This window comes from Geminicoccus harenae (assembly GCF_019800005.1).
GTDB lineage: Bacteria > Pseudomonadota > Alphaproteobacteria > Geminicoccales > Geminicoccaceae > Geminicoccus > Geminicoccus harenae.
The window spans coordinates 116,296-137,299 of record NZ_JABGCL010000010.1 but is presented as its reverse complement, the minus strand read 5'-3'; the positions used below and the strand labels follow the sequence as shown (position 1 = coordinate 137,299).

Sequence of the window (21,004 nt, the reverse complement as noted above, 5' to 3'; positions counted from 1 at the left end):
GCAGCCTGCGTCAGAACCTCTGGTCAGAGATGAAGTTCCTACAGCCTGCCCGGAGGCGTCGGCGCGGGCCCGTGAGCCAGCAAGGCTTCGGCCGGAGCGTCCCCTGCCTCTGCGCCAGTGGCGTTCCGGCGAGGCGGCGGGCATGCTGCGGAAAAGCGAGCATGATCTAGGGAGCGTATTCACATGCATCAAGTGCGCCAAAATGGCGCCGGTCGCGACGGCTTGCGCAGCGTGGCGGGCGCCTGATGGCGGCGGCACGCGGCCCGGTCATCTGCCTTGGGGCAGCCGTCGTGGATCTCGTCTTCCAGCTCGACGTCATCCCGCGGGAGCCCAACAAGATCCTCGCGAAGAGCCGGACGCGCCGCAATGGCGGCCCGGCCGGGACCGGCGCGGTCGCCTGCAGCCGGCTCGGGATCCGAGCGGCCTTCTGGGGCAATGTCGGCAATGACGCGGATGGGATTCAGACCCGCGAGGCACTGGCCCGGCATGGGGTCGATGTCAGCGGCCTCGCCATGGTGGAGGACGCGCAGACCGTTCTCGCGGTCGTGATGGTCGACCGCCTGGGCGAGCGCCTGATCGTGGCCCATGGCGCCGACCTGTTCGAGCGCCCGGCCGGCAAGCTGCCGCTCGACCGGCTCCAGGGCGCTGGCGCCGTGCTGGCCGATTCCGCCTGGATCGAGGGCTCCCTCGCGATCCTGGAGGCGGCCCGGGGCCTGGGCGTGCCGAGCGTGTTCGACGGCGAGGACAGCCGCGGCGGCGACCGGCTGCTGCAGCTCTCCCAACTCGCCACCTACCCGATCCTGTCCGAGGGTGCGTTCGCCAAGCTGGCCGGTGGCGCAGCGCCGGACCGGACCAGTCTGGAGGGCCTGAGCACCCGGATCGGGCGCGACCTCGGCGTGACCCTGGGCGAGAAGGGCTCGGTCTGGTGGATCGGCGGGGAGTTCCTCTACGTGCCGGCCATCCAGGTGACCTGCCGCGACACTACCGGAGCCGGCGATGTCTTCCATGGCGCGTTCGCCGGCGGCTTGACGGAAGGCATGCCGATCGAGCGGACGATCCGCTTCGCCACGGCGGCAGCCGGGCTCAAGTGTCAGGCCGGCAACGGCTGGGACGGGATGCCGGACCGCCAGGCGGTCGAGCAGGCCATGCGCCTGATCGGCTGACCGGTCCCTGGAACGGCGAAGGGCCGCCCGGTTGCCGGGCGGCCCTCCTGGTTCCGCTGGATGCAGTCCCTTGGCGGGATCACATCTTCAGGACGGCCTCGGTGATCTCCATGTCGGCGGACAGGTCGCGGATCGGGCGGATGCCGGCCGTCTCCAGCTCGCCGTGATAGGCCTTCACCGCCTCGGCCGGGGTGGTCTCGCCATCCACAACCGCCTTCATCAGCTTCACGATCGCCAGCGGGTGCTCGGCCAGGTTGATCTTGCGGCCGAACAGGACCAGGCGGGCGCCGTATTTCTGCGAGGCGGCCAGGAGCTCGAATGTGTCGCGGGTGGTGCCGGCACCGCCGCCCAGGATGCCCACGATCAGGCGCGGGTCATACTCGGCCAGCTCGGTCAGCGCCTTCGGGCCGTTGAACGGCATCTTCAGGAACTGCGGCTGCGAGATCCGCGGCACGCCGGCGATGGTGTGGAGGATGCTGTCGTTGACGAAGTCGCCGATCTCTTCGATCGAGTTGTTCTCGAACCCGACGTTCGGGTTGAACACCTCGAGGAAGTGCTTGAAGCCCCACTCCTCGGCCTCGGCGCGGAAGTCGCGGTAGTGGTTCAGCGCCTCGCGGTCCTGCTCGGCGTCGCCCACGAAGGTGACGGAGTAGAGGCCGAGGTCGGTGAGCGTCGGCGGCGTGCCGGGCTCCGCGTCGAGCCGGCCATACATGGCATGCGGGATCTCGGCGGTGCGGAACGGCAGCGACGCGGTCTTGCGGTACTGGCTGTTGCGCGGGCCCTTGATCTCGGTGGTGTCGTTGGCGCGGATCGCGGTGCCGACCCGGCTGCCCTCGAACAGACCCTCTTCCTTCAGGATCTCGAGCGTGGAGACCGAGACCAGCATCAGGTCGACGATGTCCTGGCGGACGATGTCGCGGATCTGCTGGAGATGCGCCTCGCGGGTCTTCCACTTGCCGGTGGGCTTGCCGTCCGCGCCGCGCACCGGGCCCGGCATCGGGATGCCGCCGCCCATGTCGCCGTCCTTCGCGTCGCAGATCGCGAAGTCCTTCACGGTCGAATCCTTGCGGATCCGCTCCAGCTTCTCCTCTAGCCTGTTGCTAGCCACGATGATCTCCAAGCTGTGTTGAACGTGCGGTGGGGTCGTGCGGTGGCGCGGGCATGCTGCCCGGCCTGCGTCCCTGTTGTCCGGTGAGCACCGAAGGCATTCGCGCACGCCGACCCCGGACGCGCATCCGCCTGCCTGCTCCGCGGGCACTCCTGCCACAGGTTCGATGACAGCGCGAGTACAGCTTCGGGGTTTTGCCGCAACTTCCGGCAAAAAGCCGCATGCAGGGGTTGCGCGCCTAGCTCGCCAGCGCTTCCTTCGGCGCGGTCGTCGCCAGGCGGATCGCGGTGAAGATCATCGCTGCGGCCACCAGGTGCTGCGGCCCGATCGCCTCGCCCAGGAACAGCCAGGCCAGCAGTGCCGCCAGGATCGGGGTGAGGTTGGCCAGCACCACCGCGACCTGCGCACCGGCGGCCGCCACGCCCCGGTCCCAGCACAGATAGGCCAGGATCGAGGGGAAGATCGCGACATAGAGGAGGCTCGCCGCCACTTGGCCGTCCAGCCGCATCACCGGCTGGAACACCAGCCATTCCACCAGAAAGGCCGGCACGAGCAGGGCGGCACCAACACCGATCTGCACGAGCAGCAAGGGTGCCATGGGCATCGGCGGGCGGGCGCGCTTGAGCACCAGCGTGTAGGCGGCCCAGACCAGGGTGGCCACGATCATCACCAGGTCACCTTCGGCGAACTGGAGGTGGGCCAGGTTGGCGAGGCTGCCGCCCGTGCCGACCGCGAGCACGCCGCCGATCGACAGGAGTGTCGCCAGCACGGCGCGCCAGTCGGGCAGGCGCCTGGCCAGCGCCGCTTCCGCCAGCAGCACGAAGCTGGGTGCGGTCGCCCCGATCAGCAGGACGTTGACCGGCTGCGAGGTGATCAGTGCGGTGTAGAGCAGGGAATTGTAGAGCCCCACCCCCAGGAGGGACAGAGCGAGCATGGCCCGCCAGTGTTGGCGCAGCACGCTGCCTTGGCCCCGCATGGCCCCGAGCGCGAAGGGCAGCAGGAACAGGAACGCCAGCGACCAGCGGCCGAGCGACAGGGCGATCGGCGGGAAATGCCCGGCCAGCGCCCGGCCGACCACCGTGTTGATCGCCCAGAACAAAGGCGGGAACAGGAGCAGCCAGCCGTCGCGAGGAAAGGCGCCATTCATGGCGGCTGCCGGTAGCGCGGCGGCGCGCCATCGGCAATGGGCCAGGGCCCGGCGGCAGCGGTCAGGCGTCCTCGCCGGGCGGCTCGACCCGCAGCGCCTGCTCGCTCTGGTGGTCCTTCGACGGGAGCTGGGGCTGCGGCAGCGCGTAGAACTTGGGCTCGCGCGCGTCCAGGGTCGCCTCGAACGGCAGCTTCATGCGCACCCCGGTGCCGTTCTTCTGCGCCTCCTCCCAGGCCGTCTGGAGCTGCTCGGCGAGCTTGCCGTCCCAGGGCAGGACATAGGCGCGGGGCTCGGGATCGGCAGAGAACTGCAGCCAGAGGAACAGGCCCTCGCCCTCGCGCAGCTGCTGGCCGATCACCGTGGCCTCCTCGGCATTGCGGTGCCACCACTCCAGCCCCACCGGCTTTGGCCGGCTGAGCAGGTCCGCATAGGCGGCATAGCCGATCGGCAGGAAGCAGAGCAGGCCCGCGAGCGCGCCGAGCTTCACCGTGGTCCGGTGGCGCGACCACAGCACCGCCGATGCCAGCCCGGCAGCCAGCAGCACCGAAACGACGAACAGGAGGGTGAGGGTGGTCATGTCTTGGTCCCTGAGCGCAGCGACCGGAACAGCGTCGTCACGCTGTCCTGGACGAGTCCCCCCTCGTCATCGAGCCGGAAGCGGAACACGGTCTTCTCCTGGCCCTCGCGGTCCAGCTGGGTGTCGCTCACCAGGATCTGCCTGGAGACCTCGTTGGCGTCCTTCTTGACGCTGGCGACGACCTTGACCGGGACCGACTGCAGGGTGGAGCGGTTGCGGTAGAGATGGAGGTTGACCGTGTACTCGCCCGGCAGGAGGCCGCGCGTATAGCTGACCTCGTAGTTCTGGCCGGACAGGTCCATCTGCTTGCCGAGGTCGTCGCGTAGCAGGTTGAACAGGCCGCCGCCCTTGTTGGAGTAGCCTACCGGCACGTCGCCCGGCCCCTGTACCCACAGGTCGACATCGGTATCGAGGTCGCCCGCCCAGTGCGCCTCGATCATGACGTTGCCCGGCATGGTCGCCGCTTCGGCCGTGGCGGAAGCCTGAGCCTCGGGCCGGATGTGCGCGAGCATGATGATCACCACCGTGACGAAACCCGCCAGCGCCAGCATGATCGTGTCACGGAAGACGGTGTCGGCCGCGTCGTCCTCGGAATCGTCAAGCGCGTGCATGGGCTTCTCCCTGCTCCACCAGCCGCGCCAGCAGGTGGACGCTGCCCGCTTCCAGGAGGCGGTAGTTGAGCATCAGCCAGATGTTCAGGGCGGAGCCGACCAGGGTCGTGAAGAGTGCGGTGGCCATGCCCTCGAGCAGCCTGGAGACCATGCCGGGGATCGCCGCGACGTCGCCCACCGTGTCCGGCTGAACGCCGGACAGCGCCTGGATGAAGCCGACCACCGTGCCGATCAGGCCCAGCAGCACGAGCGTGCCGGCCAGATGGCGGACCGAGGCGATCCGATGCGCGATCTTGAGCCTGAAGGCGGCGGCGAGGTTGGCCCGCATGGCGGCGTCGCTGCCCCGGATGGCTCGCAGCCATTGTCCCACCCGGCTGTCCCCGGCCGGGTTCGCCTGGTCCAGGGCATTGAGCTCGCGGGCGAGCATCAGGGCGCGTTGCGCCGACCAGACCAGCCCCACCACGAACACCGCGACGATCAGCTTCACCAGATGGGTGCTGTCCGTGGCGAGGACCGGGTCGAGGATGCCCGCGATCCAGGCGGCACCGACCAGGGCCAGGCCCACCATGTTGATGAGCAGGAAGCGGAACGCGATCATCCAGCGCCAGGTGGCCCTGGACGCAGCGTCGGACGGTGAGGGTCGGTCCTGGAAGGCGGCGGCAGAGATCATGGCGATCCGTCTCCAGCCGGCAGCGGCGGAACGACCGCGCATGCGATCTTTCCGTTGCCGGCCTGCGGGTCAGGGGCGACGTCGAGCCATGGTCATGATGTCGGCAACCCAACCAGACTCGGGCGATTGCTGAAATGCATAAAACCGCGCAGGTCATACGCATGTGACCCAGGCAACTTTCCTGTGCTGCCTTGGTTCCATGCGCAGCGGTGATCCTCCTGGCCCCGGCCAGTGCTGCTTCCGGGCCCCGCACCTCCCGGATAGCGTGCTCGCCAAGGGCGGCTTCGCCGCCTAACCTTCCGTCGATGGTGGCCGAGGGGCGTTCAGGACGCGCCTCCAGAGGGGTGATGGAGTGGCGGCTGGACGCATGGCGGACGTGACGCGGGACGGGCAACGGGTCGCCGCGGACGAGATCAGGACCACGACCTGCTACATGTGCGCCTGCCGCTGCGGCATCCGGGTGCATCTGCAGGACGGCGAGCTGCGCTTCATCGACGGCAATCCAGATCATCCGGTCAATCGCGGCGTGCTGTGCGCCAAGGGCTCGGCCGGCATCATGCAGCAGCACTCGCCGGCCAAGCTCCGGCAGCCGCTCCTGCGCAACGGCCCGCGCGGCAGCGGCCAGTTCCGGCCGATCGGCTGGGACGAGGCGCTGGAGATCGCGACCGGCTGGCTGTCGCGCGTGCGCTACGACGATCCCAGGAAGCTCGCTTTCTTCACCGGCCGCGACCAGTCCCAGGCACTCACCGGCTTCTTCGCCAAGGAGTTCGGCACGCCCAATTTCGCGGCGCATGGCGGGTTTTGCTCGGTGAACATGGCAACCGCCGGCATGTACACCCATGGCGGCTCGTTCTGGGAGTTCGGCGAGCCCGACTATGAGCGCGCCCACTACTTTTTGATGTTCGGCGTGGCCGAGGACCATGACAGCAACCCGATCAAGCTGGGCCTGGCCCGGCTGAAGGATCGGGGTGCGAAGTTCGTCTCGGTCAACCCGGTCCGCACCGGCTATTCGGCGATCGCCGATGAATGGCTGCCGATCACGCCGGGCACGGACGGCCTGTTCGTGATCGCCCTGATCCACGAGCTGCTCCGCGCCGGCAAGGTCGACATCCCCTATCTGCAGCGCTTCACCAATTCCGGCTGGCTGGTGGTGGAGGCCGCAGGCACCGACGGCGACGGCCTGTTCGCCCGCGACGAGCAGGGCCGCCCGCTCTGCATGGACCTCGCGACCCGCACGCTGCAGCCGGCGGAAGGGGCGGACGTCGACCCGATGCTGGCAGGCCTGGTGGAGCTGCCGGACGGCCGCCAGGCGCGGCCGGTGTTCGAGCTGATGGCACGCCGCTACGGCCAGCCGGACTTCGCGCCCGACCAGGTGGCGGAGCGCTGCGGAATTCCGGCCGCCACCATCCGGCGGATCGCCGCGGAACTGGCCGACGCCGCGTTCGGACAGCCGGTGGTGGTCGAGACGCCCTGGACCGACGTGTGGGGCAAGCGCCACGAGCGGTTCGTCGGCCGGCCGGTGGCGATGCATGCGATGCGCGGGATCAGCGCGCACAGCAACGGCTTCCATACCTGCCGCTCGCTCCATCTGCTCCAGGCCCTGCTGGGTGCGCTCGACACGCCGGGTAGTCATCGCTTCGAGACGCCCTACCCGAAGACCATCCCGCCCGGCCCCAAGCCCGCGGGCAAGCCGGAGCACATCCATCCCGGCCGCCCGCTGCCGGGCATGCCGCTGGGCTATCCGCTGGGCCCGGAGGACCTGCTGGTCGACGATGCCGGCGAGCCGGTGCGGATCGACAAGGCCTATTCCTGGGAGGCGCCGCTCTCCGCCCACGGGCTGATGCAGCTCGTGATCGGCAATGCCAAGCGGGGCGACCCGTACCGGATCGACACGCTGTTCATGTACATGGCGAACATGGCCTGGAACTCGGCCATGAACACCAAGGAGACGATCGACTGGCTGACCGAGATCGATCCGGCGACCGGCGAATATGTCATCCCGCGGATCATCTACTCGGATGCCTTCTATTCCGAGACGGTCGCCTATGCCGACCTGATCCTGCCCGACACGACCTATCTGGAGCGGCACGACTGCATCTCGCTCCTGGACCGGCCGATCGGCTCCGCCGATGCCATCCAGGACTCGATCCGCCAGCCAGTGCTCGCCCCCGACCGCGACGTGCGCCCGTTCCAGGACGTGCTGATCGAGCTCGGCTGGCGCCTGGGCCTGGGCGCCTTCACCGATGGCGACGGCAACCCGCGCTACCGGTCCTATGCGGACTACATGGTCCGCCACGAGCGCACCCCCGGCATCGGGCCGCTCGCCGGCTGGCGCGGCGAGGACGGGTCGCTCACCGGCAAGGGGCCACCCAACCCGGACCAGCTCCAGCGCTATGTCGAAAATGGCTGCTTCTTCCAGGAGGAGCTGCCGCCCTCCGCCCGGTTCATGAAGCATTTCAACAAGGACTATCAGGACCTCGCGGTCCGCACCGGCATGATGCCGGCCGTGGGCCCGCTCACCGTGCAACTCTACAGCGAGCCCTTGCAGAAGTTCCGGCTGGCCGGCCAGGGTCACGGCAAGGTGCTGCCGCCCGAGCGGCACCGTACCAGGGTCGCCACCTATTTCGACCCGCTGCCATTCTGGTACCCGCCGTTCGACGCGGCGGCCAACCGCGACCGCTTTCCCCTCCATGCGATCACCCAGCGGCCGATGGCCATGTACCATGCCTGGCATTCGCAGAATGTCTGGCTCCGCCAGATCCTGGCCGAGAACCGGCTCTACATCCCGGCAGCGGAGGCGGCACGGCATGGGCTGGCGGACGATGACTGGGTGCTGCTGGAAAGCCGGCACGGGGCCATCCAGGTCCAGGTTCGGGTGATGGAAGGGGTGAACGGGCAGACAGTGTGGACCTGGAACGCGATCGGCAAGCGCGCCGGCACCTGGGGACTCGACAAGGATACCAATGAAGCCCGGCGCGGCTTCCTGTTGAACCACCTGATCGACGATCTCCTGCCGGCAAGGGAGGACGGCCAGCGTTATCCGAACGCCGATCCGGTCACCGGCCAGGCCGCCTGGTATGACCTGACCGTGCGGATCGAGAAGGTCGTCCGCCCGGACGAGCGGGTCCATCCGGTCTTCCCGCCGATCGCCCGCCCGCCCGGCCAGCCGCCGGCACCCGATCAGGTCGCCTATGGCAGCCAGTTCCGCCCCTGGAGGCCCAGCCGATGACGATGCTGCCGGCAGCACCCTCGCCCCGGCGCCTGGGCCTGGTGATCGACCTCGACACCTGCGTGGGCTGCCAGGCCTGCGTGGTCGCGTGCAAGGAATGGAACACGGGCGGCTATGGGGCCCCGCTCGCGGACGAGCAGGCCTATGGCGCTGGGCCGTCCGGCACCTGGCTCAACCGCGTGCACGGCTTCGAGGCCGGCTCGGGCGCGGACGGCCGGATGGTCCACTTCCCCAAGTCCTGCCTGCATTGCGAGAACGCCCATTGCGTGACGGTTTGCCCGACCGGCGCCTCGTTCAAGCGGGCGTCCGACGGCATCGTCCTGGTGGACGAGGACAAGTGCATCGGCTGCGGCCTGTGCGCCTGGGCCTGCCCCTATGGCGCCCGCGAGCTGGATGGGCAGGCGGGGGTGATGAAGAAGTGCACGCTCTGCGTGGACCGGATCGGGGCTGCCGACCTGCCCGAGTCGGAGCGCGAGCCCGCCTGCGTGCGCACCTGCCCCACCACGGCGCGCCATTTCGGCGACCTCGCCGATCCGGACAGCAAGGTGAGCCGGCTGGTGGCCGAGCGTGGCGGCTTCGACCTGATGGCCGAGCTCGGCTACCGGCCGACCAACAAGTACCTGCCGCCGCGGCCGGGCCGGCGCAGCGAGGGCCGGGCGGACTCGGAGCTGGAGGATGCCTCGCCGAACGGCGGATTCCTCGGCTGGCTGGACAAGGTCCTTTCCTGATGGTGCCGGCAGCCCCTCCGGCCGGAATGCGCTGAAAGATGCAGCCGGCTCCGTCCCTCCTGCTGTTCTCCACCCTGTCCGGGGCGGGCTACGGGCTTCTGTTCGTCCTGGCGCTGACCGTGCTGCTGGGGATCGTGCCGCCGGCGCCGCTCGCGGGCCTGCTGGGCCTGGGCACGGCACTCGTCATGATCACGGCGGGCCTCCTGACCTCGCTCGGCCATCTGCGCCGCAAGGAGCGGGCCTGGCGGGCGATCAGCCAGTGGCGCTCGTCCTGGCTGTCCCGCGAAGGTGTCGCCGCGCTGCTGACCTTCCTGCCGGCGGGCCTGCTCGCCCTGTTCTGGGTGCTCGATGGCCGGGCGCCGTGGCCGCTGGCGCTGCTGACGGCAGCGGGCGCGGCCGCGACCGTGTTCTGCACCGGGATGATCTACCAGTCGCTGCCGCCGATCCCGCGCTGGCACCAGCCGACCACCACGCCCGTCTATCTCTGCCTGGCACTGGCGACCGGGTCGGTGCTGGCGGCACTGCTGGCCGGACCATGGGTGGAGCCGGCGCTCCCGGCCTTCCATCTCCTGGCCCTGCTCACCCTGCCGCTCGCCTGGGCGGTCAAGTGGTGGGGGTGGCGCTCGGGTGACGCCGCCGCACCGGTCGCCACGATCGGCAGCGCCACCGGGCTCGCCGGGTTCGGCAAGGTCCGGCTCCTGGAGCCGCCGCATACCAGCTCCAACTACCTGATGAAGGAGATGGGCTTCCGCGTCGCGCGCAAGCACGCCGCCAAGCTGCGGCATATAGCACTGGTGCTGGGGCTGGCAGTGCCGTGGCTGCTGATCCTGGTGGCGACCTGGGCGCCCAGCCCGTGGTTCGCCGTGCTGCTCACCGCCCTTGCCGCCGCGGCGACCCTGACCGGCACGCTCGTCGAGCGCTGGCTGTTCTTCGCCGAGGCGAAGCACACGATGAGCCTGTATTACGGCGAGCAGGCCGCCTGAAGACGCAAAGGCGGCAGCTCGACCGTGCCTGGGGGAAGAGAAACGTACGGGTGGCCTCCAATCAGGCTCGACTGAAAATGCGGGCGATGCGTCTCGCCACCCGTACGTCCGATCAACCTATGCCGAGCTATCACCTGAACATGCCTGCGCCCCTTCGGGCGTACGACCATCTGCCGGGGCCACTTGGCGCCCCTCGGAACATGCTCTGCGAGAATGACGCATCGCCATTGTCCATGGACGGATAGTCGCAGCAGCATTAACGAAAAGCAATATTGAATCATGAATCAGGCATGCCGGCGTCCATACAGTGATGCAGCACTGCAACGCTTGCCCTGGGTCACATGCCGAAGGCGCGCTTGATCCCGTCGATGATGAACTGCACCGCCAGCGCCGAGAGCAGCAGCCCGAGCAGGCGGGAGAATACGCTGATCAGGGTCGGGCCGAGGAACCGGCCGAGCCGGCTGGCCAGGAACAACGAGATCGCCACGACCAGGAGCGTGACGAGCAAAGCCGCCATTACTGCCGTCTGGTGCGGCCAGGAGCCCGCCCGGCTGCCCATGTGCAGGATCACCGTGGTGATGGCGCCGGGCCCGGCCAGCAACGGCACCGCCATCGGGAACACGGAGATGTCGGCGACCGGCTGCCCCTCGGTGCGCTCGTCCGCGAGATGGTCGGCGGTGTTCTCGCGGCGCTGGGTACGTCGCTCGAACACCATCTCGAGTGCCACGAGCAGCAGCAGGATGCCGCCGGCGATGCGGAAGGCGGGGATGCCGATCCCGATCGAGCGCAGGAGGTTCTCGCCGACCAGCGCGAAGGCGACCAGCACGCAGGCGGCGACCACGACCGCCTTGAGCGCCATCCGCTGGCGCTGCTCCCGGTCGGCGTTGCGGGTCAGGGCGATGAAGATCGGCACCAGCCCGAGCGGGTCGATGATCACCAGAAAGGCGACCAGCGCCGTGGCGAAGGTCGCGAGCAGCTCGGGCATGGCGGCCGTGCGGCCGGGTCAGTAGGTGGTGCGGCCGCCGGACAGGTCGAACGTGGCGCCCGTGGTGAAGCTGTTCTCCGCCGAGACCAGCCAGGCGATCATCGCCGCGGCCTCGGCCGTCTCGACGAACCGGCCACGCGGCACCTTGGCCAGCATGTACTTCACCTGCTCCTCGGTGATCTGGTCGAGGATCCGGGTCTTGGCCGGCGAGGGGGTGAGCGCGTTGACGGCGATGTCGTAGCCGGCCAGCTCCTTGCCCAGCGACTTGGTGAGCGCGATCACCCCGGCCTTGGCGGCGCTGTACGGTGCCGCGTTCGGATTGCCCTCCTTGCCGGCCACCGAGGCGACGTTCACGATCCGACCGTAGTTCTGCCCGATCATCAGCGGCACCACGCAGCGGCAGCACCAGAACACGCCGGTCAGGTCGACATCGATCACCTGGCGCAGCGCGTCGACCGGATACTCCCAGAGCGGTGCCGCCGGCCCGGCGATCCCGGCATTGTTGACCAGGATGTCGATCCCGCCCAGCGCCTCGACGCTGGCCTTGGTCGCGGCCTCGACCGATTCCAGCGAAGTCTGGTCGATGCAGGCGCCATGCACCTTGCCGCGCCCGTGGAGGTCATGGATGGTGAGCTGCAAGGCATTGTCGTCGCGGTCCCAGATCGAGACGGCAGCACCACTGTCCAGCAGGCGCTCGACCACCGCGCGGCCGATGCCCTGGGCACCGCCGGTGACGACGGCACGGCGGCCAGCGAGGTCGATCCGGTTCATCGAGCGCTACTCCTTGCAAATGAGCTTCGGCCATCTTTTAGGGAGTGGCCGCATTGCCGCAAGCGTCGCCATCGCCTCCCGCCCTCCCGACGGCGGCCCGCCGGTCGAGGAGGCAGCCATCTTGTCGCGGCATGCCCGCCTCCTCTAACTGGGCCGGATGCAGCGGTCCGGGCAGGTGGGCATGGTCAGCGCGGTTCCTCTCCTGATCCTGGTGGTCGGGGCCTACAACTTCATGGCGCTCACCGGCGCCGGGGTCGAGTGGGACCTGTTCCGGCTCTACCTGCCGTCCGGCGCGCTCCTGGCGCTGCGGTTCGGTGACCTGCTGGTCATGGTCGGCATCGTCCTGCTCTATCTGGAGATCTGGAAGAGCCTGCGGATCGACCGCCCGTTCTTCGACCGCGCCTTGTCGATGGGCCTGCTCGCCATCGTCCTGGTCGAGTTCCTCCTGTTCGACCGGTTCGGCACCGGCACCTATGCGCTGATCCTGATCCTGTGCGTGGTCGACGTGATCGCCGGGTTCACGGTCCCCGCTGCCGCGCGCCGCGACGCCCGCCTGCACTAGCCGCCCCGGCTCAGCCCGTCGGGCGGCACATCGCCTCGCAGGGCACGCCGTCGCCGTCCCCATCCAGGCGGCCGGGGCCGCAGCGGCCGACCCAGGCCATGGCTTCCGCGCAGGACACGAAGGCGGCACAGCGCGGGGCGGGTCTGCACGCGTCGCGGCTGGCGGGGCTGGCGGTCACCGGCTGGTCCTTGGCGCGCCAGCGCCAGGGCGGCAGCGGATCCGGATCCGCCCACACGCCCAGGCGCTCCCGGCGGGCCTGCTGCTGGGCCTCGCGCAGCACCGGACCGTCATCGTAGCGGGTGAACTGCCAGGCGTGGCCGGCGCGGACCAGGATGGTGCCGACGTCGCGGCCGGCCAGTTCCACCCGCGCCACGACCCGGCCGTAGCGATCCCGCCCCTCGGGCACCACCTCGACGCTCCGCCCCGCCACCAGCTCCGCCAGCGCCTGGCCGGCCTGGATACCGCCCGGCTGGCCGCGCTCCGGCGCGTCGATGCCGGACAGGCGCACGGTGAGGGTGCGGCGATCCGCGCGGACCTGGATGGTGTCGCCGTCGACGACGCGCTCCACCAGGGCAGGCCACGCCCATGCCGGCATGGCGACCAGGCACAGGAGCAGCGCCGGCAGGATGGTGCGCAGCTGCATGTTCGGCTCGAGGCGTTGTTCGTTTCCGCTCGAACCTTACCGCAGGCTCATGGCAGCGCCAGCCGGCCCAGCCCTACGGGATTATGACTTTCTTTACTTTCGGCTTCGATTCCCGGCGACCGGTGCCGGCTCAGTAGAGTTCGGTACGGTAGTTCTCGTCGATCGCGACATCGGCTGCGGCCGCATCCACCCCGGCCACCTGATCGGCGATGATCCGGCCGAGCGAGGGGAACTCGCGGCGGTTCTGCTGCGCGTCGGGCTTCCACAGCCGGGAGCGGATGAACGCCTTGGCGCAGTGCATGAACACTTCCTCGACCTCGACCACCAGGGCGGACAAGGCCGGCTTGCCGTCCACCGCCAGGCTGGCCAGCAGCGCCGGGTCCCGGCTGATCCGGGCATGGCCATTGACCCGCAGCGTGTCGTCGAAGCCCGGGACGATGAACAAGAGGGCCACGTTGGGCTGGCTCGCCACGTTGGCCAGCGAATCGATGCGGCGGTTGCCGGGCCGGTCCGGCAGTGCCAGCGTCCGCTCGTCCAGCACCCGCACGAAGCCCGGCGGGTCGCCGCGCGGACTGACGTCCTGGCGGCCTTGCACATCCGCCGTGCCGAGCACGACGAAGGGCGACCGGGCGATGAACGCCCGCGCATGCCCGTCCAGCCGCGTCATGACCTTGTCGCGCGCCAGAACCGACGGCTTGCCATAGCAGTCCCGGACATCCTCCGGGGTCAGTGCGTCCTCGCTCATGATAACCCCCCAGCCACTCAAAAATATCTCGCCATGGAGCCGGCCGGCTGCGCAAGCAGGAACGCTGCGGTCCGGCCGGATGACCGGCAAATCACTTGTCGCCGGACGGCAGCCAAGATCAAACTGCTCCGCAGCCAGATCAGAAGCCGAGAAAGGACCGCCCTATGAACGTCGACTCGATCCTGGCAGGCAAGGGACGCGAGGTCCGCACGATCCGTCCGGCCGCCACGGTGGCCGATGCCATCCAGCGCATGCACAAGGAGCGGGTCGGCGCGCTGGTGGTCTCGGAGGATGGGCGCCGCATCGACGGGATCATCTCCGATCGCGGCATCATGGACGCGATCGCCGTCCGCGGCCTCAGCGTCGTGGAGGTGGCGATCACCGAGGTGATGGCCAAGGAGGTGTTCACCTGCGTGCCCCAGGACGAGGTCAGCTCGATCATGGCGGTGATGACCAACCGGCGGATCCGTCACCTGCCGGTGGTCGACGAGCAGGGCCGGCTGGCCGGCATCATCAGCATCGGCGACGTGGTCAAGCACCGGATCGACGAGATCCAGTTCGAGGCCGAGGCGATGCGCGAATATATCGTGGGCGGGCGCTGAGCCTCCGGGCGGCAGCCTCCTCGCCCTTGCCCTGGAGGGGCGGCGGCTAGCTGCCGCCCTGCACCAGGATCTCGACGCGGCGGTTCATCTGCCGGCCGGCGGCGGTCGCGTTGTCGCCGATCGGGTCGGCCTTGCCGCGCCCCTCCGCGACGAGCCGGCCCGCCGCCACGCCGTCATTGATCAGCGCGGTGCGCACCGCTTCCGCCCGCCGCTTGGACAGGTCGAGATTGTAGCTCTCCGACCCGGTGCTGTCGGTGTAGCCGGTGATGGTCGCCGTGGATTCGGGGTAGCCGTTCAGCACGTCGGCGATCTTGCGCAGCGTCGCCTGGTAGCCCGGCTGGAGCACGGCGCTGTCGAACGGGAACATCACCTCGGACGGCATCACCAGCTTCAGCGCGTCCTGGCGGACCCGCTGGATCTCGATCTGGCGGGACTGGGTTTCCCGGGCGAGCTCCTTGCGGAACTCCTGCTCCTGGCTGTCGAACATGTAGCCGATGCCGCCGCCGACCACGGCACCGATGGCGGCACCGATCGCCGTGCCCTCGCCCCTGACGCCCTTGTGGCCCAGGATGTTGCCGAGCACGCCGCCCACCACCGCGCCGGCCACGGCACCGGTCGCGGTCTTGCCCCCCGGCTGTGCCGGCCCGTCCGGCCCGCTCGCACATCCGGTCAGCGCGATCGTCGTTGCGATTGCTCCGAGCGCCAGGATCCGCACCCTCAAGCCTCCGTATCTCGCCGGCTGTCAGCGCCGTCGCACCCGGGTTTCGTCCCGCCGACGCATCTGCGCGCTACTAGCCGTTCTGGCGGAAAACAGCCAGAGGAACCGGAACCGCCCCCAGCGGCTTTGCCTCGATGTCCTGATCGAAGGAGCTGCGAACATGGTCCAGCACCACAGCCAGGCCCTCAGGTTCGAGGATGCCGGCAGCGTGCCGAACAATCCGCACCTGCCGCTGATCTGGTGGCAGGGCGCGCTCGAGCCCGACGCTGGTCCGGAAGCGTTCGAGGCACGGTTCGCGCAGAACGGCTGGGGCCGGTCCTGGCGCAACGGGATCTTCGACTACCCGCACTTCCACACCAACAATCACGAGGTGCTGGGCATCGCGCGCGGCCGGGTCCGGGTACGCCTGGGCGGCGACACCGGCACGGAGGTCGAGCTCGCCGCCGGCGACGTCGTGCTCATCCCCGCCGGCGTGGGCCATCAGAACCTGGGCGCATCCGATGACCTGCTGGTGGTGGGCGCCTATCCGCCGGGCGAGGAGGTGGACCTGGTGCGGGATGCCAGCGGCGACGAGGCGGCGCGGGCGCGGATCGCGGCGGTGCCGCTGCCGGCGACCGATCCCCTGGACGGCCCGGATGGCGAGCTCATGCGCGAATGGCGGGCCCGGCCCTGAGCAGGCTGCTCAACGCCATGCCAGCCAGACCAGGAGATCCAGGCAGAGGCCGATCAGGACGACCGGCAGCCCGGCATAGAGCATGATCGTCACCACCCCGAACCAAGTCAGGCGCGGGGCGGGGTGGCGGCGGTCGAGGGCAGGCTTGCGCTGGGGCATGGCGCGGCCTTATCAACCTTTGCGTGAACATTCTATCAGCATCATCGCGTTCAAGTGAAGAAGGCGCCTGGGACGTGCTGGTGCGCCCGTGCGGCCGCGTGCCGCTGCCGCAGTCATTCGCCTATGGCGAGGCACTGGCCGGGCTCGGCCGTCGGGTGGCACGCCTCGTGGGGCTGGATGGCGCCGTGGTCGCCCAGGCCGCTTCCCGCCGGATCGGCGCTGTTCCGCTGGTCCTGGTCAGCCGCGGCCCGCTCTCGATTCCCGGGCAGGATGCCGCCGCGGCGGCGTGGGACTTGGCCCGTGCGGTGCGGGAGCAGTTCGGGCGCGGCCTGCTGCTGTGGAGCCCGCCCCGGCCGCCCCGGCCCTGCCGCCTGCCCGTGGTGACGGGCCACGCGACCTGCTGGGTCGATCTGGCGCGACCGCCTGCCGTCCTGCGCGCGGCCCTGGACGGCAAGTGGCGCAACCAGCTCCTGCGGGCCGAGGCGCAGCGCCTGGTCGTCCGGGAGCGGCATCACGGGCCCGAACCGGCCTGGCTGGCCGCCCGGCACCGGCAGCATCGGCGCGAGGTCGGCTTCCGGGCGCTCCCCTTGTCCTTCCTCGAACGCATTGCCGCGCACAGCCCGGGCTGCCGGGACCGGCTGGTGCTGGTGGCGGTGGCGGGCGGGCAGCCGGTGGCGGGGATCTGGCTGCAGATCCACCACGGCTCCGCCACCTATTTGATCGGCTATGCCGACCGGCAAGGCCGCCGGCTGGATGCCATGCGCCTCCTGCTCTGGCGGGGCATGCTGGCGCTGCAGGAGCGCGGGGTCGGTTGGTTGGACCTGGGCGGGATCGCCACCGACCGGGCTCCCGGCCTGACCCGGTTCAAGCTCGGCATGGGCGGCAGCGTGTCGGTGGAGGCCGGGACCTATTTCCGCCCGCTGCTCCGCTGAGGGAGCACGAAGACGCGGCCTGCAAAGCGAAAGGGCCCGCGGCATGGCCGCGGGCCCTTTCTTTTCGGCACCACCGGACAGGCCGGTGGTGCCGCGAACTCGACCGGCGGAGACCGATCAGAAGTCCATGTCGCCCATGCCGCCCGGGCCGCCCGCCGGCATCGGGGCGTCCTTCTTGGGCTTCTCGGCGATCATCGCCTCGGTGGTGATGAGCAGGCCGGCGACCGAGGCCGCATCCTGCAGTGCATGACGCACCACCTTCACCGGGTCGATGATGCCCTTCGACACGAGATTGCCGTACTCGTGGCTCTGGGCGTCGAAGCCGAAGTTGGCGTCGCTGCTCTCGGCGATCTTGCCGATCACGATCGAGCCGTCGACACCGGCGTTCTCGGCGATCTGGCGGGCCGGGGCCTGCAGCGCCTTGCGCACGATCTCCACGCCGACCTTCTGGTCGCTGTTGGAGGGGTTCAGCGAGTCCAGCGCCTTGATGGCGTAGAGCAGTGCGGTGCCGCCACCGGCGACCACGCCCTCCTCGACCGCAGCGCGGGTCGCATTCATCGCATCATCGACGCGATCCTTGCGCTCCTTAACCTCGACCTCGGTGGCACCACCGACGCGGATCACGGCCACGCCGCCCGCCAGCTTCGCCAGACGCTCCTGGAGCTTCTCGCGGTCGTAGTCCGAGCTGGTCTCTTCGATCTGCGCCTTGATCTGGCTGATGCGGCCCTGGATCTCGTCCTTGTTGCCCGCACCGTCGACGATCGTGGTGTCTTCCTTGTTGATCACCACGCGCTTGGCCTTGCCGAGCATCTCGAGGGTGACGTTCTCGAGCTTGATGCCCAGATCCTCGGACACGACCTGACCGGCAGTCAGGATCGCGATGTCCTCGAGCATGGCCTTGCGGCGATCACCGAAGCCCGGCGCCTTGACGGCGGCGATCTTCAGGCCACCACGCAGCTTGTTCACGACCAGGGTCGCGAGCGCCTCGCCCTCGACGTCCTCGGCGATGATCAGCAGCGGACGACCAGACTGCACGACGGCCTCGAGGACCGGGAGCAGCGGCTGCAGGGTCGACAGCTTCTTCTCGTGGATGAGGATGTAGGGCTCCTCGAGGGTGGCCCGCATCTTCTCGCTGTCGGTGATGAAGTACGGCGAGAGGTAGCCGCGGTCGAACTGCATGCCCTCGACGACGTCGAGCTCGGTGTCGAGGCTCTTGGCCTCCTCGACCGTGATCACGCCCTCGTTGCCGACCTTCTGCATGGCCTCGGCCAGCATCTTGCCGATCTCGGTGTCGCCGTTGGCCGAGATGGTGCCGACCTGCGCGATCTCCTCGCTGGTGGTCACCTTCTTCGCGCGGGTCTTCAGGTCCGCAACGACCGCCTCGACTGCGAGGTCGATGCCGCGCTTCAGGTCCATCGGGTTCATGCCGGCGGCAACCGACTTCGCACCCTCGCGGACGATGGCAGCAGCCAGGACCGTGGCGGTCGTGGTGCCGTCACCGGCCATGTCGTTGGTCTTCGAGGCCACTTCGCGCACCATCTGCGCGCCCATGTTCTCGAACTTGTCGGAGAGCTCGATCTCCTTCGCGACCGTCACACCGTCCTTAGTGATGCGGGGCGCGCCGAAGCTCTTCTCGATGACGACGTTGCGGCCCTTGGGGCCGAGGGTGACCTTCACCGCGTTGGCGAGGATCTCGACGCCGCGCAGCATCTTGTTGCGCGCGTCAGTCGAGAACTTGACGTCTTTGGCTGCCATGTTTGTCTTACCAGTAATAGGTGAATGGGATCAGGAAGAAGCGGCTCAGGCGGCCTGCTTCAGCGAGCCGGCATCGTCGAGAATGCCCAGAATGTCGCTTTCCTTCATGATCAGCAGATCGTCGCCGTCGATCTTGACCTCGGTGCCCGACCACTTGCCGAACAGCACCTTGTCGCCGACCTTGACGTCGAGGGCGTTCACCTTGCCGCTCTCGTCACGAGCACCTGGGCCAACCGCCACGATCTCGCCCTGCTGGGGCTTCTCCTTGGCGGTGTCCGGGATGATGATCCCGCCCTTGCTCTTCTCTTCACCCTCAAGACGACGAACGACCACCCGGTCGTGCAGCGGACGAAAGCCCATGCCATCGATCTCCATGCTGGAGGAATGTTCTTGTTAGCACTCTCCCTCGGTGAGTGCCAACGTCGCCCCGTCACTTAGAGAAACGCTCGGCGGCTTTCAAGAGGGTTGCTCGCGCTTTGGCAGCACTTTCGGGTGTCTGCTGCTAAGTTTCTGAAAAACCACGGGAAAATTCGGGAAAGCTTGACGGCGGTCAAGGGTTTGTCACACTTCGGCCGACCCCTCCGCGGCGGTCGCGGAGGAGCAAGCGGACGGACCGACCATGGCCGGGCAAGCACTCTCGCCCCTCGAGCTGCAGCTCAGGGGCTACCGCATCGCCACCGCCGAGATCCTCTACCGGATGCCGGATCACCCGAGCCTGATCCAGACCTTCATCTGGCAGCACTACGACATCGCACCCCGCTACCCAGAACTGACGAAGTTTCTCGACTTCTGGGAAAAGAACATCGAGGGCCCGCTGGTCGAGGTCAGGGTCGGCCGCAGCGAGCTGATCCGCCCGCAGGGCTGGCGACAGGGCCCGGAGTTCCACCTCCACTGATCCAGGTCACCGCTGGTCCGGGCTCGGCACCGGTTCGGAGCCTGCCCGGGCGGCATGTGAGGAGGCCGGCCGGCGTTTCAACGACGCCCCATGGGATTCTCCGGAGATTCACGCGGCTTTAACCGTTCGGCGGCTATCATCGCGGCATCTGGTCACGGGGCGGAGGATCCAGGATGCCGGTTGAACTAGTCGGGTGGCTCGGCAGCATTGCCGGACCTGCACGCTGCAAGGCCCCCTGCTGCAAGGCCCGATGACGAACTCCCCGACCAGATCGCGCGCGCCGAGATCCTCCGCCACGCCCGGCTCCGCTGCCATGCGCAGCCTGTCCGTCGGCGCGGAGCGGCTCATGCGCTACCTGCTCGCTGCCCTGCTGGTGACCGCGGGGCTGCCGGTGCTGGGCGCGCTGGTGCCGAACGGATCCGCCGAGCTCGACCTCCTGGCCCAGTTCCTCGTGCAGGGCCTGGCGCTGGCCACCCTCGTCCTGCTCCTGAGCCTCCTCACCCGGCGCCGGCGCGGGGTGCTGGCGGCACTGGCGCTGCTCGTGGCGGGCGGGCTCGTGCTGGCACCGCATCTGGGCCTGGGCCGCTTGGTGCTCGATGCCCGTGCCCATCGGACGGGTGCCGACCGCCCGGTGCCGCCGGTCCGCCTCTATTTCCACAATATCTGGGCGTCCAACAGCGACCTGGACGCTACCTTCGCCCAGGCCAGGGCCAGCGATGCGGACCTCATCCTGTTCGCCGAGAGCAGTGCTGCCCGCTGGCGCCGCCTCGTGCCGCTGTTCGACGGCCACCCCCACCACATCGCGTGCGCCGGGCGGAGCGAGTGCGACCTGACCCTCCTTTCGCGTCTGCCCATCGATGATCAGGTGACGTTCCACGACCGGCGGAGCGGGGCACGCGGGATCGCGGCCACGGTCGATGGCGGTGCGGCCGGCCGGCTGCGGGTGGTGGGCATCCACCTTGCCCGGCCGATCAGCCCTGAGAGCCTGGACGTGCAGTTGCGCCAGGTCGAGGCGCTGCTCCGCTCCGACCTGTTCCGTGCGGACCTGCCGACCGTGCTGATCGGCGACTTCAACGCCGTGCCCTGGGCCACCGTAGTCGGCAGGTTCGCGAGCGGCCTCCAGCTCCGCCCGGCCGGCGGCATCGAAGGAAGCTGGCCGGCCTTCCTGCCCGGACCGCTGCGGATCCGGATCGACCAGGCTCTGGTCTCGCCCGAGATCGCGGTGCGGGCGCAGCGGCTGGAGCAGGGCGGCGGCTCCGACCATCGCGCCCTGTCACTGCATCTGGACGGACGTGGCTGAGCCGGACGGCGGGGGAGGAATGCGGCCAGATCGCCAGTTCGCCGGAAA

At 69.2% G+C, this 21,004-nt stretch carries 23 protein-coding genes; 10 read left to right on the top strand and 13 right to left on the bottom strand.

Annotated elements, in window-relative coordinates:
* Positions 1-245: 245 nt before the first annotated feature.
* The gene (locus HLA95_RS11685) at positions 246-1,163 is read left to right on the top strand and encodes a PfkB family carbohydrate kinase (RefSeq protein ID WP_191059500.1); all 918 of its coding nucleotides are present in this window, start codon (positions 246-248) and stop codon (positions 1,161-1,163) included.
* Positions 1,164-1,242: 79 nt separating this feature from the next.
* On the opposite strand, the gene HLA95_RS11680 is transcribed toward HLA95_RS11685, so the two are convergent.
* The 5 genes from HLA95_RS11680 to HLA95_RS28215 form a co-directional block, all read right to left on the bottom strand.
* Entirely contained in the window at positions 1,243-2,271 is a 1,029-nt protein-coding gene (locus HLA95_RS11680) for a hypothetical protein (RefSeq protein ID WP_191058828.1), read from the bottom strand.
* Positions 2,272-2,509: 238 nt separating this feature from the next.
* A complete protein-coding gene (locus HLA95_RS11675; protein WP_191058827.1) occupies positions 2,510-3,418 on the bottom strand; it encodes a DMT family transporter in 909 nt (302 codons plus the stop codon).
* Between the two features lie 61 nt (positions 3,419-3,479).
* Positions 3,480-3,995 (bottom strand): hypothetical protein, encoded by a 516-nt coding sequence (locus tag HLA95_RS11670; protein ID WP_191058826.1) that lies wholly within the window; start codon positions 3,993-3,995, stop codon positions 3,480-3,482.
* Positions 3,992-4,606 carry a DUF2135 domain-containing protein gene (locus tag HLA95_RS11665; protein ID WP_191058825.1) on the bottom strand — a complete coding sequence of 205 codons (615 nt, stop codon included), beginning with the start codon at positions 4,604-4,606 and terminating at the stop codon, positions 3,992-3,994. The genes HLA95_RS11670 and HLA95_RS11665 overlap by 4 nt, the downstream gene beginning before the upstream one ends.
* Positions 4,593-5,318 carry a MotA/TolQ/ExbB proton channel family protein gene (locus HLA95_RS28215; protein WP_255591843.1) on the bottom strand — a complete coding sequence of 242 codons (726 nt, stop codon included), beginning with the start codon at positions 5,316-5,318 and terminating at the stop codon, positions 4,593-4,595. The genes HLA95_RS11665 and HLA95_RS28215 overlap by 14 nt, the downstream gene beginning before the upstream one ends.
* Before the next feature lie 325 nt (positions 5,319-5,643).
* On the opposite strand from HLA95_RS28215, the gene HLA95_RS11655 reads away from it, so the two are divergent.
* Genes HLA95_RS11655 through HLA95_RS11645 form a run of 3 tightly spaced genes read left to right on the top strand, consistent with a single transcriptional unit; the run spans position 5,644 to position 10,216 of the window.
* The gene (locus HLA95_RS11655) at positions 5,644-8,505 is read left to right on the top strand and encodes a molybdopterin-dependent oxidoreductase (RefSeq protein WP_191058824.1); all 2,862 of its coding nucleotides are present in this window, start codon (positions 5,644-5,646) and stop codon (positions 8,503-8,505) included.
* On the top strand, positions 8,502-9,233 hold the full coding sequence (locus HLA95_RS11650; RefSeq protein WP_191058823.1) for a 4Fe-4S dicluster domain-containing protein: 732 nt from the start codon (positions 8,502-8,504) through the stop codon (positions 9,231-9,233). The genes HLA95_RS11655 and HLA95_RS11650 overlap by 4 nt, the downstream gene beginning before the upstream one ends.
* Positions 9,234-9,271: 38 nt before the next feature.
* Positions 9,272-10,216, top strand: coding sequence for a dimethyl sulfoxide reductase anchor subunit family protein (locus tag HLA95_RS11645; RefSeq protein ID WP_191058822.1), 945 nt, complete (start codon positions 9,272-9,274; stop codon positions 10,214-10,216).
* Between the two features lie 337 nt (positions 10,217-10,553).
* On the opposite strand, the gene HLA95_RS11640 is transcribed toward HLA95_RS11645, so the two are convergent.
* Both HLA95_RS11640 and HLA95_RS11635 read right to left on the bottom strand, forming a co-directional pair.
* Positions 10,554-11,201 carry a MarC family protein gene (locus HLA95_RS11640; RefSeq protein WP_222183408.1) on the bottom strand — a complete coding sequence of 216 codons (648 nt, stop codon included), beginning with the start codon at positions 11,199-11,201 and terminating at the stop codon, positions 10,554-10,556.
* Positions 11,202-11,219: 18 nt separating this feature from the next.
* Positions 11,220-11,972, bottom strand: a complete 753-nt coding sequence (locus HLA95_RS11635) for an SDR family NAD(P)-dependent oxidoreductase (RefSeq protein ID WP_191058821.1) — start codon at positions 11,970-11,972, stop codon at positions 11,220-11,222.
* A 181-nt stretch (positions 11,973-12,153) separates the two neighbouring features.
* Here HLA95_RS11635 and HLA95_RS11630 point away from each other — a divergent pair, with 181 nt between their 5' ends.
* Complete coding sequence (locus tag HLA95_RS11630) at positions 12,154-12,534, top strand: hypothetical protein (RefSeq protein WP_222183406.1); 381 nt, start codon at positions 12,154-12,156, stop codon at positions 12,532-12,534.
* Between the two features lie 10 nt (positions 12,535-12,544).
* Here the strand turns inward: HLA95_RS11630 and HLA95_RS11625 are convergent, their stop codons facing one another.
* The gene (locus HLA95_RS11625; protein ID WP_222183404.1) at positions 12,545-13,177 is read right to left on the bottom strand and encodes a thermonuclease family protein; all 633 of its coding nucleotides are present in this window, start codon (positions 13,175-13,177) and stop codon (positions 12,545-12,547) included.
* A gap of 130 nt (positions 13,178-13,307) precedes the next feature.
* Positions 13,308-13,922: a pyridoxamine 5'-phosphate oxidase family protein gene (locus tag HLA95_RS11620; RefSeq protein ID WP_191061395.1), complete on the bottom strand. Its 615-nt coding sequence runs from the start codon at positions 13,920-13,922 to the stop codon at positions 13,308-13,310.
* Between the two features lie 164 nt (positions 13,923-14,086).
* Here HLA95_RS11620 and HLA95_RS11615 point away from each other — a divergent pair, with 164 nt between their 5' ends.
* On the top strand, positions 14,087-14,524 hold the full coding sequence (locus HLA95_RS11615; protein WP_191061396.1) for a CBS domain-containing protein: 438 nt from the start codon (positions 14,087-14,089) through the stop codon (positions 14,522-14,524).
* Between the two features lie 46 nt (positions 14,525-14,570).
* Here HLA95_RS11615 and HLA95_RS11610 read toward each other — a convergent pair whose 3' ends face one another.
* On the bottom strand, positions 14,571-15,239 hold the full coding sequence (locus tag HLA95_RS11610) for a YiaD family glycine zipper/OmpA-like lipoprotein (RefSeq protein WP_223861679.1): 669 nt from the start codon (positions 15,237-15,239) through the stop codon (positions 14,571-14,573).
* 163 nt (positions 15,240-15,402) lie between these two features.
* Here HLA95_RS11610 and HLA95_RS11605 point away from each other — a divergent pair, with 163 nt between their 5' ends.
* Positions 15,403-15,915, top strand: coding sequence for a cupin domain-containing protein (locus HLA95_RS11605; RefSeq protein ID WP_191061398.1), 513 nt, complete (start codon positions 15,403-15,405; stop codon positions 15,913-15,915).
* A 9-nt stretch (positions 15,916-15,924) separates the two neighbouring features.
* Here HLA95_RS11605 and HLA95_RS11600 read toward each other — a convergent pair whose 3' ends face one another.
* Positions 15,925-16,074: a hypothetical protein gene (locus tag HLA95_RS11600; protein ID WP_191061399.1), complete on the bottom strand. Its 150-nt coding sequence runs from the start codon at positions 16,072-16,074 to the stop codon at positions 15,925-15,927.
* Between the two features lie 74 nt (positions 16,075-16,148).
* Between HLA95_RS11600 and HLA95_RS11595 the strand changes: the two genes are divergently transcribed.
* The gene (locus HLA95_RS11595; RefSeq protein ID WP_222183402.1) at positions 16,149-17,006 is read left to right on the top strand and encodes a GNAT family N-acetyltransferase; all 858 of its coding nucleotides are present in this window, start codon (positions 16,149-16,151) and stop codon (positions 17,004-17,006) included.
* A 117-nt stretch (positions 17,007-17,123) separates the two neighbouring features.
* On the opposite strand, the gene groL is transcribed toward HLA95_RS11595, so the two are convergent.
* Positions 17,124-18,761, bottom strand: a complete 1,638-nt coding sequence (gene groL, locus HLA95_RS11590; RefSeq protein ID WP_191060253.1) for a chaperonin GroEL — start codon at positions 18,759-18,761, stop codon at positions 17,124-17,126.
* A 45-nt stretch (positions 18,762-18,806) separates the two neighbouring features.
* Positions 18,807-19,121: a co-chaperone GroES gene (gene groES / locus HLA95_RS11585; RefSeq protein WP_191060254.1), complete on the bottom strand. Its 315-nt coding sequence runs from the start codon at positions 19,119-19,121 to the stop codon at positions 18,807-18,809.
* 259 nt (positions 19,122-19,380) lie between these two features.
* On the opposite strand from groES, the gene HLA95_RS11580 reads away from it, so the two are divergent.
* Both HLA95_RS11580 and HLA95_RS11575 read left to right on the top strand, forming a co-directional pair.
* Positions 19,381-19,656 carry an usg protein gene (locus tag HLA95_RS11580; protein WP_159714781.1) on the top strand — a complete coding sequence of 92 codons (276 nt, stop codon included), beginning with the start codon at positions 19,381-19,383 and terminating at the stop codon, positions 19,654-19,656.
* A gap of 313 nt (positions 19,657-19,969) precedes the next feature.
* A complete protein-coding gene (locus tag HLA95_RS11575) occupies positions 19,970-20,956 on the top strand; it encodes an endonuclease/exonuclease/phosphatase family protein (RefSeq protein WP_222183400.1) in 987 nt (328 codons plus the stop codon).
* Positions 20,957-21,004: the final 48 nt, after the last annotated feature.